Here is a 16,077-nt window from a genome sequence, read left to right on the forward strand (position 1 = left end):
CTATGATTTTTGAAAAATTAATCGGTTATAATTCAGCTCTAGCGTCTCGATCAGTACTTCCGCCCTCCCGGCATTCAGTTCTGAAAGTTTCCAGCTCCTTGGCCATACATTGTTAATTTTCCAATGCATAATGGATTGATGTTCCTCATCCAATAGATTGATTACCACGGTTTCCAGGGTTTCATAAACCTGGTCGTCGAAAGCCTTTTTCAACCAATCCGTAATCGCTGATGAACCCGGTGAGATCAATCCCCTTTTTAGTACCAAGGGACCATATTTATGCCGTCCGGGGACAATATGCTCAAACCTGTTTTCACCACCTTCCTTTATGGTCTCTATATCAATCGAAGAGTCCAAACCAGTTACAGACTGGAATTTAATATCCACAGCCTTATTCCCTTTCAATGTAAAATTCACTGAAAAATGAAAATTGACCGTTTGATATAAACTGTCAGCCATGGCTTATAACTTATTTTTTAGCTTCTACAATGGATAAACCCTCATGCACCAATTCCATGGTTTCAATGGCCACTTCGTTGGCATCGGCTTTCAAATTAGTGGATTGTACCTTTGAAGGCCAAGCTCTTGAGAGCGTCCAGGAGATGATCGGTTGATGTTCTTCATCCAGTAATCGAATGGTAACATCCCTCCTAAATTTCTCCTTGCCTTCCTGGAACATCATGGTCTTTTTCCACTGTTCAAAGTATTCAAAATCCCCAAAGAAAGTACCGCGTTTCAGCGTAACATTCGGGTATTTGGTCAATCCAGGCTGTTTTGTCTTGTTATAGGTAGGGCTACTGCCTTCACGGTATTCAATAACCTCAGTTTCAAAGTCAAGTCCGCTAACTTCTGTAAAACCAATTCTAGTACCACCCCAATCCAATTGAAAATGGAACTTCGGTAGTGGGTAGTTTTTTTTAGGATCGTTTGACATAACAAATGATTTATTGATTATTTACACTTATTTGCAGGATTCACCTCATTGATTGCATTCTCAAGACTTTGCTTGCATGCAAAAAGTGCATCCCTTTTCTCTTTTGCGGAATCCAATTCCTTTTTCAGCACATCAACACGCTGCTTGGTCTGATTATAGTCTGATTCCAATTGATGGTAATATTCATCAGAATCGATCGGCAGGTGGATATGTGGCTCTATACAACAGCATTCATGGGAATCAGAACTGCTTTCAATTTTGGCCTGCTCTGCATAAGCTGTACTTTCGGTACCCGATTGGTTACAATGGAATTTATCCTTCCAATATTGAATGGTCCTTTTCAGACCATACTCTTCACAGATATTGATGTGCAGACCGTAGGCTAATTCTACTACGGCAACAACCTGTGGAATCATGATGTCTCGGGTTAAGATCACAGCATCTAATTTCTGGCCATAGTCTTCAAGGACTTTCATGATCCCAATTCCTGGTGCCAACTCTGGTCGTTTCAAGCAATTGATACATAGGATTAACTTGTCATAGTTGGACTTCAATCTATCCACACGGATATAAAGATCCTCGACCATACAGAATAAGATCTCTATGGCTTTATTGGTTTTGTCCGTAACGATGCAGACCTTTTGTAGCAAGAGGATAAATAGTTCCAGTTGGCGACACAGGGCATCTGCATTTTCATCTGTAGCTTCCCAGTCAGCAAACCATGCCTTGAGTCGATCTCTTTCCTCAATGCTCAGGTTATATTCCAGTTCCTTATTGCTGGCGTAGGCATTTGCTGCCTTCCAATCTGAGGTTACTTGGACCAGATCACCCATCCATGCATCATAGCAACAATCTCCTCCTGGCTCATTACCGTTTGGTTTTTGATCGCAGCAATCAAAAATATCCTGCTCAGAATTGCTTATTTCATTATAGCTTAACATAATTGTCTATTTTAAAATTTACCATATTGAAAATGTTTCCTCAATCAATCACAGCTTGAGCCACCTTCATTATCACGGATGCAATAGATTTCAGTGACCTCCCTACAGATGTCGCAGATATCACATTTACACTTCTTGAATCTGTTATTCTCCTCATTATTCCCTTCATTGCAACCACAGTCGCCGATGCAACTGCATTTATGGCAGCATAGATAATCCTTGACTTCAACCAAGGTTTCCAATTCATTGCGTTTACCATAAAGGGTATAACTGGATTGCGTATGGGATTTAATCGCCAATGTCAGATCATCTTGAGATTTCTTTAATCCCGCGGTCGCCGTATTGATCTGCGCTTGGATTAGATCATCAAAAGTTTTGGCATTGCCAGCAAAATCCTGTTGGAATTTCTCTAAGGATTTAATATTTGAAAAGGACTGTATACCAATGATATCAGCCACGGAATTGCAGATAATATCAATTTCTAGGCTCAGGTCAACCGGTCTTTCAACCAGTTTGTTCAAAATCCGACAGGCATCTTGGCATTCATTTGGCCGATTATCCGATTCATTTCGTTTTTCAGCATCATTACAGTTGTCATTTGAGCATCCCAAAATCTTTAGTTGCCCAGAATTACAACTATCATTCATAGCAGCATCCAATTTTGCTGCAGATTCCCGAAGATTTCCGAAAGCAACCTTTGCATTCTTGGCCGTCATCAACACCGCTTTCAACCCTGCCACCAATGCATCATTCTGGCTGATGCTTGCCGCAACATTCTTTTTTATTTCTTCCGATGACTGTATCAATTCTACCCCGACCTTCAATTCCAGGTTTCGGAGCATTTGGTAATTCTTTTCTGTTTTGACAAAAACACATTTCTTCTTTTCGTACATCATCAGGGTCCCATCACTGGTGACCTCACTTTCACTCAACTCACCTAACTTCCCTTTCAGTCTATTGCAGTAATCTTCCTTTATCTGATGGAGATTTTTCTGAGTTATTGTCTTTGCCTCATTACCATTACAATTCCCGTTTTTCGGGTTTCGCATATTTGAGCTTTCAATGGTCATAACAATGGTTTTTTAAAATTTACAATAAACTTGGCTTAGGACTCTGCCAGCATTTTATGCATGAAACGAAGGATAATAAATTCGGCCGGACGAACAACCGCCATACCGATCTCTACGATCATCCTGCCTTCCCAGATATCCAATTCCGTCATGGTTTCCCCAAGCCCGATATGAACAAAGAATGCTTCTTTGGTCGATGCGCCCATTAATGCACCAGCTTTCCATTGCTGAGTCAGGTAATTCTCGATCATCGATTTAACCCGCACCCAGGTATTGCGATCATTGGGTTCAAATACAAATTGCTCAGTAGCATTTTTAACAGACTCCTCCACCATGGAAAAGAATCGCCGCACTGGAACATAACGCCATTCATTATCATTTCCCGCTAATGTGCGAGCTCCCCACACAATGGCAGGACCTCTTCCAGGAAATGAGCGGATAACATTAATGGATTTACCAGCGGTCGTATCTACATTAAGGTTCATCTGTTCCTTTTGATTGATCAGGAATTCTGGCCGGATCGCATTGGCAACATTGACATTTGCAGGTGCTTTCCAGACTCCCCTTGCATTATCAACCTGAGCATATACCCCCACCATGGCAGCAGAAACTGGCATAAGCATCTGAATATTGGTTATGGCACTCTTTGCCTGAAAGTATTTCTCATTATTGATAGCCAGTAATTCTTTAAGGGTGCTAGCTCCGGCCACTCCGGTAATGCTGACCAGTTCATCGTTATCCTTACTTGGATCCCCAGCTACCTTATAGTTATAATCAACTCCAGTAAACAATTTTGGAAAATATACTGCCGCATATTTATAGAATTCTGTCGTTCCAGAGAGTGTACTTCTCAATAAATCGATATCTAGACTCCACTGTGTCAGATTAGCCGGATCATGATAGACATCCAAAACGGTAAAACGGTCCTGTAGCTCTACACATTGGTTGATAGCCTCTGTATGCACATTGTAATAATCAGATGCTGTACTCAAATTGGTCGAGTCCGGAAAAACCAACAAGGTCACCTCATTGATCTTTGCAATCTCTTTCAGCCCATCCGTCAGATTACTGGCAACAATAGAACCTCCACTGTCTACATAGTTTCCTACAGAACAGATCCAGCATGGACCTCCACCATTCGCAAAAAATAGCTGCATACTATAATGCATCAGGAATTTAGATCTTTTTGTATCATCGATCTTCCCATTGACATCTGCATTAGGTCCAAAGACAACAGATAAGCTTTCCTTCTCCGGATCTGGATATCCAAAATATTGTTCATACTGAAGCATGGACTCAATCCGCCAGGGTTTATTCCTAAGATCATCTGTTTCTTTCCATTTTGCTATTTCAGTATATCCAATAAATGCTGGAATAGCCGTTTCTACCGAAGCAATCGAAGGTGGAAGATGTGGAATCTCCTCTATATACACTCCGGGGGTTTTATATTCTTGCATAACAATAGATTTTGATTTATTATTCTTTTAATTATGGTCATGGTGCCAGTGGAAATAAATCTGATTCTGGTACCATTATATCACTGTATATCTTTTTATTCTCAATATGGATTTCCTGAGTCCCTGTAGGATTAGGAAGATAAAATAAACTACTATCCGGTAACCTAAATAAAGTAGTGTTAGCGGTCAATGGTCGCGGTTCTTTAGCAATTAACACGGCATCAATGGTTTGCAAAAGGTCAGAATAAAGACCATTCTGTAAAGCACGATTTCTGTTATTGATATACCTCCAAAATGAAGCCTTGCTGGAGATATTAATTTCAAATACCGGTGCTGCTGGATCAGTGACATTAAATTGATTTTTTCGGGTAATCAGTTTACCTGATGCATCAAATAGCTTATAGCCACTTATATTCCCTTTCACTTTAATGAGAATCACCCCAATGCTGCTACTTAACTCTTGATTATCGGAGTAAAAAACAACTTTATGGGATTTAGCAAAAGAGCCCGTTCCACTAACTTCCAGGTTATAGACCAACTCATTGCTAATCTTTTCCTCTGGTAGCATCTTCAATAGTTTAGGATCAAAAGCTAAATGAACCTTTGCAAATGGATTGGAAGCTTTAAAATGTAGTTCTTGGATAATATTCCCCAAATGATCCTTGAGTATAAAATCTGCTTTGCTGATATTATTGGCATTTACGAAGGAATAACTAAAGTTAGCCCCGCATAATAACCGATCATTTTCATTGGCAAATGACTTTCCAGCTTTACTTAGCCACTGCTTGTTATTGGCCGTATCTACATAAAATGCCCTTATATCATTAGGACCAAACTTTGCCAATTCCCCTTGCTCATATTCAAGAGCGGCATCATGATTGGCCACTTCAGTATGTAGATATGGAAAGTTTCGGGAGCCAGATAAGGAGGAATCATTGCAGAATAAATAAGTGAAATTGATATTTCGTTCTACTTTTTGATTGCTAATTGAATCAAATCTTGAAGTTCTTCTCTTGATCAAAACTGGGATATGTAGGTCATCCCCTAACTTATGTATAGGTTCAAAAGTACTCACTCCACTTGCTAATTTCTTGAGTTTAACTTCTATCAATACCTTTAATCCAGAATAACTTGGCAATAATTTTAAGCCATAGTTCTTTAACATATCCTGATAACTTTCCGAAACTTCATAGGACAGATCATTATTGATCTCTTCTGCAAAAGATTCATATTTCTGAAAGAGAAAATCCAGTCGATCTGCTTGTGCGCTCAAATCAAAAACGTTATTTCCAGTTCTATCGGTCAGATAGAATTCGTGGAGGAGTTTTACCTCAAATAACGGTTTGTACAGCGTTCTCATAGCGTCAATTTATTTTGCTGAGCTTAGTTTCAATTTCCTCAATTAGAGGAGCATTCCTCACTTTCACATGTTCAGACAGGCTTATCAACCGGAGCTTATACATCGCGAATGGCACTTGCCTACCCCCCAAGGATCCCCATAGGTAATTGATCTGTTCAAAGGATAAGGTGAAGAGCTCCATATTAAAATGGAAGGGTTCAGTATTGTCAGGATCAATTGGATTAATATTTACAGGATTGGATGATGAAAAACTGCTTTTACTTTGCAGAAAACGGATCACCATGGATAGCCTTTTCAGGGCCAATAAATAACCGTCTCCAGCATAATTGCATGTAATCAATACATAAAGATTGATATAGATAGCAGGGTTTTCATAGTATGCTGAACCATCTGGCATCCGTCGCAACGGCGATTGATTCTTCAGGGTATTCTCCTCCTCAATATTGACCAGACTGATTACAATATTATCGGGCAAACCATTGCCTGCAGAAGTTTCAGACAAACCAATATTATCGATGATGACTCCGGCCGCATTATCTCCTTTAGAACTTAAATAAGCCAGCAGTTCAGTCTTAAACAATATAAGGGCTTGATCTATCATGATGATTGGTTATTGATGGAAGCTAGAGTGCTTGTTCCTAGATACTGTAATTCTTGAATAAATTTCTGCATAAAACCTTTCCACATCAATAGCTAGCAATAGTCATTTCATTGAAGGCAGCTGTCATTCCTTTATTTTCTAAATGTCAACTTGAGGTTTCCCCGAAGGGTCTTGGAACAATCCATGCCTCATTTTTAAAAAACTAGCGAGGGTGAAATATGTGTAGATGGAAGATTGGTAATAATGGCTAACCCCAGCAGAGGTGAAATGTCATTAAATTAAGTTTTTTGGTGTCATGTTGAGGAACGAAACATCTCGGAGAAATGCGAGCTTTCGAAATTAAATTTATCATTTAATGAACCTCAAGCAGGGGGATATTTAGTCCTAATTTTTAATTCTCACATTTACGCAAAAAAGAAACAATGAAAATTGTTGTCATCTCGACTTCGCTGACCCTTTAGGATATAGTCGATGGTTATTTGGATAAGCTTTTCAATGAAGCCCACTTTTGTACATCTCCAATTCTGAACGCTAAGTGAAGAATCTGTATGGTTTACCAGCATCAATTCCTTCATCCTGTACCGAAGGTAAAGGACCTGTAAGCCATTTCAATTATAGTTTGTATACCTCCGAGAATCTTCGTTCCTCAGATTGACACAAAAAATTAAACTTAATGCTTTTACCTTAAAGGCATTCATCCTAAACCATATTGAACAATATGGCAAACTTGGTCAGATGACATAGATTATTAATCTCCAATTTGTTGGTAATGTTCTTTCGATGGTTGTTCACGGTATGGATGGAAATAAACAACAACTCCGAGATATCCTGGCTAGACTTACCTTCAACAATCAACTTGATGACTTCCTTTTCACGTTTGCTCAGCAACATCACACGGTTACAATACTTTTGGAAATAGGATTCATCATTTAAGGAAAGTGGTTTATTCTCTGCCTTATTCAACTCAAAAGCATATCGAAATAATATCCCAGGCTGGCTTTCATCACCAAGGGCAAATAATTTACTGGTAGCAAAATGCCATTTATAATCGCCAATCTGCTGTGGCCTTGCACGCTGAAAAAAGAAATAGACCTTATTCAATTCTTTTTGCCGGATAGCATGGAAAAGCTCCGGCATTAAAGGGACAATATCTTCAGGAGGAAAGAAGAAATCAAAATAAGCTAACCAGATCTGTTCAGTTTCTGGGTTAGCATGATTCATCCCATCCGTTCTACATTTATAAAAGAAGGAATTCGTTGGCTCTTTATGATTCTCAACAACTAAGTTTCCTACATCAAAATCACCTATTTCCACCTTTAGGAATTTCTGCTGCAGAATCTGGCCAACCATATCAATAATATGACCGTTGAAATCGTAATATTGGCTTGATTGTGTATCCTGTGTTAGATTCATCGGATGCGTATTAAAAGTTAGCGAAACGTCTAAAATCAAAATCAGTAATTAACCAATATTGATTCAATTTGAATTAAATCTAATGCTTAATGGCAATAATTTAAATGGCAATGAGTAGGATATAACTTTGAATGAGTAAGGCCTATTAAATAATTAGTGAACGGCTTTTTTGATTTTTCAAACTGCTTATGAAATATCTTATAACTAAAGACTTATAATTTCAGAAAGCAAAAATATATAAAAATGAAATAGATTATATATCGCTTACCTAAAAAAATCAATTAATTATCATTATAAATAAAAATAAGCGTACAACAAACTTTTAATTGAGCTAAAAATATCTAATTGCTTTCATACAAACCAACTGTTAAAAAATGCTAACTTTTTAATAATAAACTGGTTATTATGTTAAAAACGTTAAAGAAATTTCTTTTTCAATTACTTTGGAATAATTTTACCGTATAGAAATAATTATCGTTTTAATACAAATTATTTTCATATGAACTATCCTTTATTTTCAACACTGATTCTCTGCTGCGTCCTGAATATAAGTTACGCCCAAGACTCTTTACCTGCAAAAACCCATTCAATCGGAATAGGTCCGATGCTGGGTTATGATTTTTCCCATCATGGTGCTTCCTATGGAGTAGGAATGATCTATGAATACCGACCTTTAAATAAAATAAGTTTCTTTTCAACCTTAAATTATGAGGTCACCGTTCGGGGTATATCCAAAAATGTTCTTTTAACGATGCCTGAAATCTGGAAACATGAGGTTTTTTCCCTGAATGGAGGAATTCGATATTATCTTTCGAAGAACCTATATATTGCCGGATCTTTAGGGTTAGCTTTTGAAGGCAGCACCCTACAAAAAGCAGATGGACAAAGGATAGGTCCTGATTTCAAACCTGCTTTATATCGTTCATTGGTTGCCGGCTACCAAATCCCATTGATCAATAAGGATATCATCGAGATTGAAACTGGTTTTTCTGGAACAAAAACCTCCAATCGGGGCAGTATGGTCGCACGGTATAAGTTTTAAAAATAAAGAAAGCCGTCAATCGACGGCTTTCTAAATAAACATCTATAACACTTAATAGCCCTTATTTTGCACTAGTTTATTATTATTCCTGATTTCTGCTGTAGGCTTTGGAAACAATAACTCCCGCTCGGTCAAAACTGGACCATAGGAGAATTTGTGACCTACGTAATTGTCGAATTTCTTGGTACTCACATTGAAAGCCTTCCTCAAGCGGACCATATCAAACCAAGTGACATTCTCATAGCAGAGCTCATGCCAACGCTCTTTCCAGATAGCTTCCCGAAGTTGATCCTTGGATAAACCGCTCAAGTTTGGAAGTTCTGCCCTTTTTCTGATCGCATTGACCGCATCATACACCTTTTGGTTAGGTCCAGTCACTTCATTTGCTGCCTCAGCATACATCAACAACAAATCAGCATATCGAAGGATAGACCAATTCAGGTCACTGTTTGTCGTACTTGTCTGCGCCGCCTCATCAAAATGCTTATATAGGAAATATCCCCCTAAATTGACTTCTTTGCTACGATCAGACTCATGGGTATATTTGGTAAAGAAAAACTGCTTTTCAGCTCGTCGTAAGTCATTTGCATCATAGGATTCCACAAAATCCTTGGTAGCATAGATTCCACCTGTTTCATCTGAATACGCAGATATATTCTTGTTGTAAGGAATGATGGCGACTTGCCAATTGGAGGCAATGACCTGCGTTTTATATTGAATGCTAAAGATATTCTCTACCCCATTTTTCTTTTTGGGATCATGTAGATCGGCATAGGCAGGGAACAATTGATATTGCTTGGAGTTGATGACTTCTTCAGATGCTTTGGCTGAAAGGTCAAAATAAGCTGCCCCTTTGTTCAATGGATAACCGGCCATGGTCAAGTAAACCTTTGCCATCAAGGATTTAATAATTCCCATATTTACTTTCCCACTTTGATCACTCCATGGCAAACCGGAGTTCTCTGCAACTTTCAGATCACTTACTATTAATTCATAGACCTTCTCTACGGTTGCCTGTTCTGGGTAAAGCTGCTCTGATGTCAGACTTACAGCTTCCGTTACCAAAGGGATTTCCCCAAACATCTGCACCAGATTAAAATAGAAAAATGCCCTTAAGAAATGAGCTTCTCCTAAGATCCGTTTCTTTTCAGCTTCATCCATCGTGATTTGAGGAATATACGTAATTGAAAGGTTTGCATTTCCGATACCTTTATAATAGGTCGTCCAATAGTCTAGGCCATAACCATTGTCTGAAGTGTTTCTGAGGTCCTTTACGTAGTAACTGTTTACCGCCTGACCTAAATCTGTTCCCGCCAATCCGGTAGCAAATTCAAGCATCATCCAGGTTCCCCCACCAAATCCACTTACCATTGGGTTTCTTAAATTGGCGTAAATAGCACTTACGGAACTACGGGCATGTTCAGGTTTGGTGAAATAGTTCTCCACCGTAAAATTACTGGGATCGGATTCGTCCAAAAAACCCGAACAGCCTACTATACCTGCCGTTAATATTACGGCTGTAGTTATTTGAATCGTTCTCTTGATATATTTAATGTATTTCATGATTTTCCTGTTTTATTATAATCCAATGTTTAATCCGAATGTAAATACCCTTGGTCTTGGATAATCATATAGACCAAATCCCTGATCAAATGCAGAGCCTGAATTAGAAACCTCTGGATCATAACCCGAATATTTCGTGATCACAAAGAAGTTCTGTACGGAAGCAAAAAAGCGTAGTCGATCCAATTTCATTCTTGAAACTACATCTGGATTCAATGTATAAGAAAGCATTAGGTTTCTACCTCTGATAAAGGAGGCATCTGAAACTTTATGGCTATCGTTATTTGTTGTATAATAGGCATTGATAGGTCGTACCTGTGCAATCGGAGTGTTTTGGTTACTCTCTGTCCAAGCGTTCAATACCGTCTTATAACTGTTTGCTATCCCCTGTCTGTCCTCAGCAGAGTGAATACTGCGATCAATCACGTCATTACCAAACATATATTGCAAATCGATCAATAAGGATAGATTTTTATATTTGAAGGTGTTGGAGAATGTTCCATAACCATCTGGAATCCCTCTACCAATAATGGTTTTATCATTATCATTGATGACGCCATCTCCATTGATATCCTGATATCGCACATCACCAGGAAGCATATTATATTTCTTGGCTTCAGCTTCGTCTGCGCTGGACCAGGTCCCTAGATGTTGGAAACCCCAAAAAGATCCAACCGGCTCGCCTTCTCTGATAATGGTCGCACCACTATAGATATCTGCACCACCAATCAATCTCAAAACTTGGTTTCTGTTGTAGGAGAAATTGAACAATCCTGACCAACTGAAAACATCATTGCCGATATTGGCCACGTTGACGCCAAATTCTATCCCATCATTTTTCATACTTCCGATATTTCTGAAAATGGTTCCATACCCACTGGACAATGGAATCGGGGCATCGAGTAGCATATCGTTAACCTGACGGTGATATACATCCAATTCGAAGTTCAACTTGTTTTGGAACAAACCTAATTCAAGTCCCAGATCGACTTGCTCCGTCCGCTCCCATTTTAAAGTTGGGTTGGCAATTCTGCCAGTCCCTACACCGACCATACGATCACCACCTTGAATGATTTCATAATTCCCCATACCGGCTAATGCGCGGTAGGCTGGGATTTCAGAGTTACCCGTTGCTCCATAGCTCATCCTTAACTTCAAATTGGAGATGCTCTCCGAATCTTTTAAGAAGTTCTCTTCATTGATTTTCCATGCCACTGCTGCAGAAGGGAAAAAGGCATATTGGTTATCCTGTCCAAATTTGGAAGATCCATCCACACGACCAGTAAAGGTGAATAGGTATTTGTTCAACAAGGTATAGTTGATCCTCGTGAAGTAAGAGTTCAATCCATTGGCATTCGCACCTGAAGAAGGTGCATTCATGGTAGCCCCTGCTCCCAAATTATTGAATTGATAGTAGAAATCCGTGTACTTGCTGGAACTGGCATAGGAACCAAAATAATCGGTATGCTGCCATGAAAAACCTAACATAGCATTAATGGAATGAATATTTCCAAAATCTTTTAAGTAGGTAAAATAGTTCTCAAATTGCCAGGAGTTGAATCGTTTATTGTCCACATTGGCAGAACCATCACTTGAAATATATTGCAGACCTACAGCTGCTGCATAATCTTTTCGTTGATTGATGATATTCGTACCAATCGAGGTACGGAACTCTAACCCATCCATTAATTTTATATTGGCATACATATTACCAATAAAGGGTTGGGTAGATAGGTAATAAAGTCTTTCATCAGCTACACGGATTGGGTTATCCCCACCTTCCATACCTGGATAATCGCGGTTACTTGCCCATCTACCATCTGCATATCGAACAGGTATCAATGGCAATGCCTCAAGTACCTGACGCATCATGGTAATTCCTCCACCGCCCAATTCATCAACTTGCTTATCCTTTTGATCCGTATAGCTCAATACACCACCTACCTTTAACCAATCTTTGATCTCAGTATCAAATACAAATCTTGCTGAATATCTTTTCTGCCATGAGCCATATGCAACGCCTTGTTCATTTCTGTAATTCACAAATCCACCATAAGAACCTTTTTCATTTCCATTGGTAAAAGCCAATTGATGGTTCTGTGTAATGGCATTTCGGAAAGCCTCCTTCTGCCAATCCGTATTGTAAAGCGGTTTGCCATTGGAATCAAAAAGTAATGGGTTGGTCCGTTTGGTTTTAGGATCGGTATATTTTGTGCCTGTAGCCCAACCTACAGGGTCAAATTTCTTAGCATTCTCATAGGCTAATTCTTCAACAGCTAAGAATTCTTCTGAACTCAAAACCGGCAATAATTTTGGAGCATACCCTACCCCAACCTCTGCATCATATGTAGCTCTTCCACCTCCAGAAGTACCACGCTTAGTAGTTACAATAACGACCCCATTGGCACCACGGGCACCATAGATAGCTGTTGATGAGGCGTCCTTTAATACCTCCACGGAAGCAATATCATTTGGATTGATATAATCAATCGGTGAACTACCATTCTGTAATCCATCTCTACTCATGATTACACCATCTATTACGTACAATGGATTATTGGTGGTGGAGATGGAACTTGACCCCCGGATCCTGATATTGGCCCGACCGCCTGGACGGCCAGAGCTGGTGGAAACATTTACACCCGTTATTTTTCCTCCTAGGGCTTGGTTCAGATTGGATGCTGGTCTTTCACGCAATGCCTCGCCTTGAACGGTACCAACTGCACCGGTCAGATCACTTTTCTTGACTACCCCATACCCTACAGCTACCACTACTTCTTCAATGGATTCAGAGGAGGTACTCATCTGAACATTGATTTCCGTTCGGTTGTTAACTGATTCGCTATGGGTAATATAACCTATAAATGTAAAGGTCAGGTTAGCATTTGAACTGGTCTTGATTTCATAAACACCATTGGTATCAGTGCTTGTACTGGCATTGCCAGAGCTACTCTTGATCGAAACACCTGCTAAGGGCTCGTTGTTAGTCGAGGTAACTCGTCCAGTAATCGTGAGTTCCTGGGCATATGTCATTTTTGCTAACAAGAAAAATAACAATAAAGGAACACATCGGATGTAGGTTCTCATCATGGTTTTAAGTTTAAAAGGTTTATATTATGTGTTATTTGTTTTCTTAAAAAAACAGGAATACCAGCTCCTAAAACTCTTAACCAAAAACCAATACACACCCACCTCGCCCTATTTAAAGGCAAATAAATCCCATCGAGTAGAAATCCACTCAAAGCCCAGGATTACCCTGGATCTTATATGTAACTTTTGTATCTAATTATTCTGAGTCTGTTCTTAATTAGTGTTTACAGGTTATATGGTTAATTGTCTGAGCAATATGTGGTTGTCCCAGTTCAACTTAAAACTAAGATAGTCCTCTCTTTCCGATTATGTGTCCTGTACTATCCTGACTTTTACCATTTTCTCCCTTCCTTTCCTAACAATTCCTTAATTTCGTCATCATAAAATTTGATTAAATAATGAAAAAGCTACTGGCATTACTATTATTAAGCTCTTCAGTTGCTTATGGTCAAAGAGGTTTCACAATCGATGAAACGGTTTATGGACCAAGCAAGTTTGCTCCTAAAACACTGACTGCAGCAAAATGGATCAAAGATGCAGATGCATTCTCCAACCTGGACAGTACTTACCAAAACCTATTGGCTCGCGAAGCAAAGAATAATTGGAATCCTGTTCAATTGGCTTCAACCAACGATATCCTACAAGCCTTAAAGGAAATAGCCGCAAATGATAAATTCTCATTACGCTCCTTTCCAAATAATTACAAATGGATTGATAAGGAAAACATCAACCTGGTTATCAATGGTGAAAAAAACAGCTATAACATCAATTTCAATGTAAACAGCAAAAAAGCTAAGCTCAATGCGACCCTTCCAAGTAACAGGGATGCTGAGGAATTTAGCCATGCAAATAAAAACACGGCCTACCTGATCGGTAATAATATTGAAATCCTTAAAGCCGATGGCAGCAAAATAACCGTCACCAAAGACACAGTTGATGGCATAGTAAATGGGAGCTCTGTCGTTCACCGTAATGAATTTGGTATTGCCAAAGGAATGTGGTGGTCGCCAGATGACAAAAAGCTGCTTTATTATCGCAAGGATGAAACCATGGTCAGCAAATATCCATTACCGCAATGGGATACCCGAGTGGCCAGCATTAAGGACATCCGCTATCCTATGGCTGGTATGAAAAGTGAGGAAGTTACATTGAACATCTTCAATACAGAAACTGGAGAGTATGTTCAGTTGCAAACTGGGGAACCAAAAGAACAATACCTAACAATTGTAACATGGGATCCTTCAAATGAGTTTGTATATGTTGGGGTATTAAACCGAGGACAGGACCATCTAAAATTGAATAAATATGATGCAAGAAGCGGAGCTCTTGTGCAAACTTTATTCGAAGAATCTTCAACTTCTTGGGTTGAACCTCAGGTAGCATTGGAATTCCTGCCAAATAACCCGAATCAGTTTTTATACCAGACCGATAAAGATGGCTTTAACCAACTTTACCTTTATACCACAGATGGTAAACTGATCAAAAACTTAGGTTATAAGGATGTCATAGTAACAGATTTTCAAGGATTTGATGCGAAAGGAAGTAAAGGATATTACATTGGCGCCAGTAATCAGGGAATGGAACGCCATTTATTTGAAGTCGATCTGAAATCTGGAAAAACTACCCAATTGACCAGTATCAATGGTACGCATAATGCAACTGTTAGTAGCTCTGGAAAGTATATTTTGGATCAATACAGCAATTTGGATATCCCTAATATCGTTCAGGTTATTGACAAAAAATCTAACAAGGCCGAAAAACTGGTTACAGCAACTAATCCATTCACTGGAAAGGTTGATTTACCTAAAATTGAGTTCAAAACCCTTACCTCAGCAGATGGTAAAACACCTTTGAATGCTAGAATCACCTATCCTGTCAATTTCGATCCCAATAAGAAATATCCTGTGATGGTTTATTTATATGGTGGATCGCATGCGCAATTGGTTACGGACAAATGGCTAGGTGGCGTGGGTTATTTCGATTTATACATGGCACAGCAAGGATACCTTGTCTTTACGATGGACAATAGAGGTTCCGATGCACGCGGTCGTGACTTTACCCGCATAACCCATCGCAATCTAGGTGAAGCCGAAATGGCTGATCAATTGAAAGGTATTGAATACCTTAAATCCCAACCTTATGTAGATGCAGAAAACTTGGGAATATTTGGCTGGAGCTTTGGTGGATTTATGACGAGCTCATTGATGACCAAACATAACGATATCTTTAAAGCTGCAGTAGCAGGTGGACCGGTAATCGATTGGAAATATTATGAAGTGATGTATGGCGAACGCTATATGGATACCCCACAGGAAAATCCTGAAGGGTATGAAAAAACCTCTATGCTAGACAAGGCTGATCGATTGAATGGTCACTTATTGATTATTCATGGTGCTCAAGATCCTGTAGTAGTTCAACAACATAGCATGGAATTTATCCAAAAATGTATTGAAGCCGGTAAACAGGTTGATTACTTCCTATACCCAACACACGAACATAATGTAGTTGGAAAGGATAGAATCCACATGTACGATAAAATTGCAAAATACTTCAATCTATATCTTAAGAAATAGATTGGATCAAGCCCATTAAAAATCCCTAATACC

The 16,077-nt window shown here is 39.1% G+C and carries 12 protein-coding genes; 2 read left to right on the forward strand and 10 right to left on the reverse strand.

The window, feature by feature from the left end; translation table 11 throughout:
* The 8 genes from NLF99_RS06935 to NLF99_RS06970 form a co-directional block, all read right to left on the reverse strand.
* Positions 1–459 (reverse strand): phage tail protein, encoded by a 459-nt coding sequence (locus NLF99_RS06935; protein ID WP_254527334.1) that lies wholly within the window; start codon positions 457–459, stop codon positions 1–3.
* Between the two features lie 10 nt (positions 460–469).
* Positions 470–934: a phage tail protein gene (locus NLF99_RS06940; protein WP_093096915.1), complete on the reverse strand. Its 465-nt coding sequence runs from the start codon at positions 932–934 to the stop codon at positions 470–472.
* Between the two features lie 17 nt (positions 935–951).
* Complete coding sequence (locus NLF99_RS06945; protein WP_254527336.1) at positions 952–1,875, reverse strand: hypothetical protein; 924 nt, start codon at positions 1,873–1,875, stop codon at positions 952–954.
* 44 nt (positions 1,876–1,919) lie between these two features.
* Entirely contained in the window at positions 1,920–2,945 is a 1,026-nt protein-coding gene (locus NLF99_RS06950) for a hypothetical protein (protein WP_185216554.1), read from the reverse strand.
* 35 nt (positions 2,946–2,980) lie between these two features.
* Positions 2,981–4,402, reverse strand: a complete 1,422-nt coding sequence (locus NLF99_RS06955; protein WP_254527342.1) for a phage tail sheath C-terminal domain-containing protein — start codon at positions 4,400–4,402, stop codon at positions 2,981–2,983.
* A gap of 37 nt (positions 4,403–4,439) precedes the next feature.
* Entirely contained in the window at positions 4,440–5,762 is a 1,323-nt protein-coding gene (locus NLF99_RS06960) for a hypothetical protein (RefSeq protein ID WP_254527344.1), read from the reverse strand.
* 4 nt (positions 5,763–5,766) lie between these two features.
* Entirely contained in the window at positions 5,767–6,363 is a 597-nt protein-coding gene (locus tag NLF99_RS06965; protein ID WP_185216560.1) for a DUF4255 domain-containing protein, read from the reverse strand.
* A gap of 699 nt (positions 6,364–7,062) precedes the next feature.
* On the reverse strand, positions 7,063–7,776 hold the full coding sequence (locus NLF99_RS06970) for a response regulator transcription factor (RefSeq protein ID WP_214648416.1): 714 nt from the start codon (positions 7,774–7,776) through the stop codon (positions 7,063–7,065).
* A 499-nt stretch (positions 7,777–8,275) separates the two neighbouring features.
* Between NLF99_RS06970 and NLF99_RS06975 the strand changes: the two genes are divergently transcribed.
* The gene (locus tag NLF99_RS06975; RefSeq protein ID WP_254527346.1) at positions 8,276–8,818 is read left to right on the forward strand and encodes a hypothetical protein; all 543 of its coding nucleotides are present in this window, start codon (positions 8,276–8,278) and stop codon (positions 8,816–8,818) included.
* A gap of 51 nt (positions 8,819–8,869) precedes the next feature.
* Here NLF99_RS06975 and NLF99_RS06980 read toward each other — a convergent pair whose 3' ends face one another.
* Together NLF99_RS06980 and NLF99_RS06985 are read right to left on the reverse strand one after the other, a co-directional pair.
* On the reverse strand, positions 8,870–10,381 hold the full coding sequence (locus NLF99_RS06980) for a RagB/SusD family nutrient uptake outer membrane protein (protein WP_254527348.1): 1,512 nt from the start codon (positions 10,379–10,381) through the stop codon (positions 8,870–8,872).
* 15 nt (positions 10,382–10,396) lie between these two features.
* On the reverse strand, positions 10,397–13,471 hold the full coding sequence (locus tag NLF99_RS06985; RefSeq protein ID WP_254527351.1) for a TonB-dependent receptor: 3,075 nt from the start codon (positions 13,469–13,471) through the stop codon (positions 10,397–10,399).
* A 398-nt stretch (positions 13,472–13,869) separates the two neighbouring features.
* Between NLF99_RS06985 and NLF99_RS06990 the strand changes: the two genes are divergently transcribed.
* The gene (locus NLF99_RS06990; protein ID WP_254527353.1) at positions 13,870–16,044 is read left to right on the forward strand and encodes a DPP IV N-terminal domain-containing protein; all 2,175 of its coding nucleotides are present in this window, start codon (positions 13,870–13,872) and stop codon (positions 16,042–16,044) included.
* Positions 16,045–16,077: the final 33 nt, after the last annotated feature.

The organism is Sphingobacterium sp. LZ11T8 (assembly GCF_024261425.1).
Lineage (GTDB): Bacteria > Bacteroidota > Bacteroidia > Sphingobacteriales > Sphingobacteriaceae > Sphingobacterium.

What these genes read in the sequence shown, in the direction of transcription:
- NLF99_RS06935 (WP_254527334.1), bottom strand. Translation starts at nt 459, where the DNA reads ATGGCTGACAGTTTATATCAAACGGTCAATTTTCATTTTTCAGTGAAT.
- NLF99_RS06940 (WP_093096915.1), bottom strand. Translation starts at nt 934, where the DNA reads ATGTCAAACGATCCTAAAAAAAACTACCCACTACCGAAGTTCCATTTT.
- NLF99_RS06945 (WP_254527336.1), bottom strand. Translation starts at nt 1,875, where the DNA reads ATGTTAAGCTATAATGAAATAAGCAATTCTGAGCAGGATATTTTTGAT.
- NLF99_RS06950 (WP_185216554.1), bottom strand. Translation starts at nt 2,945, where the DNA reads ATGACCATTGAAAGCTCAAATATGCGAAACCCGAAAAACGGGAATTGT.
- NLF99_RS06955 (WP_254527342.1), bottom strand. Translation starts at nt 4,402, where the DNA reads ATGCAAGAATATAAAACCCCCGGAGTGTATATAGAGGAGATTCCACAT.
- NLF99_RS06960 (WP_254527344.1), bottom strand. Translation starts at nt 5,762, where the DNA reads ATGAGAACGCTGTACAAACCGTTATTTGAGGTAAAACTCCTCCACGAA.
- NLF99_RS06965 (WP_185216560.1), bottom strand. Translation starts at nt 6,363, where the DNA reads ATGATAGATCAAGCCCTTATATTGTTTAAGACTGAACTGCTGGCTTAT.
- NLF99_RS06970 (WP_214648416.1), bottom strand. Translation starts at nt 7,776, where the DNA reads ATGAATCTAACACAGGATACACAATCAAGCCAATATTACGATTTCAAC.
- NLF99_RS06975 (WP_254527346.1), top strand. Translation starts at nt 8,276, where the DNA reads ATGAACTATCCTTTATTTTCAACACTGATTCTCTGCTGCGTCCTGAAT.
- NLF99_RS06980 (WP_254527348.1), bottom strand. Translation starts at nt 10,381, where the DNA reads ATGAAATACATTAAATATATCAAGAGAACGATTCAAATAACTACAGCC.
- NLF99_RS06985 (WP_254527351.1), bottom strand. Translation starts at nt 13,471, where the DNA reads ATGATGAGAACCTACATCCGATGTGTTCCTTTATTGTTATTTTTCTTG.
- NLF99_RS06990 (WP_254527353.1), top strand. Translation starts at nt 13,870, where the DNA reads ATGAAAAAGCTACTGGCATTACTATTATTAAGCTCTTCAGTTGCTTAT.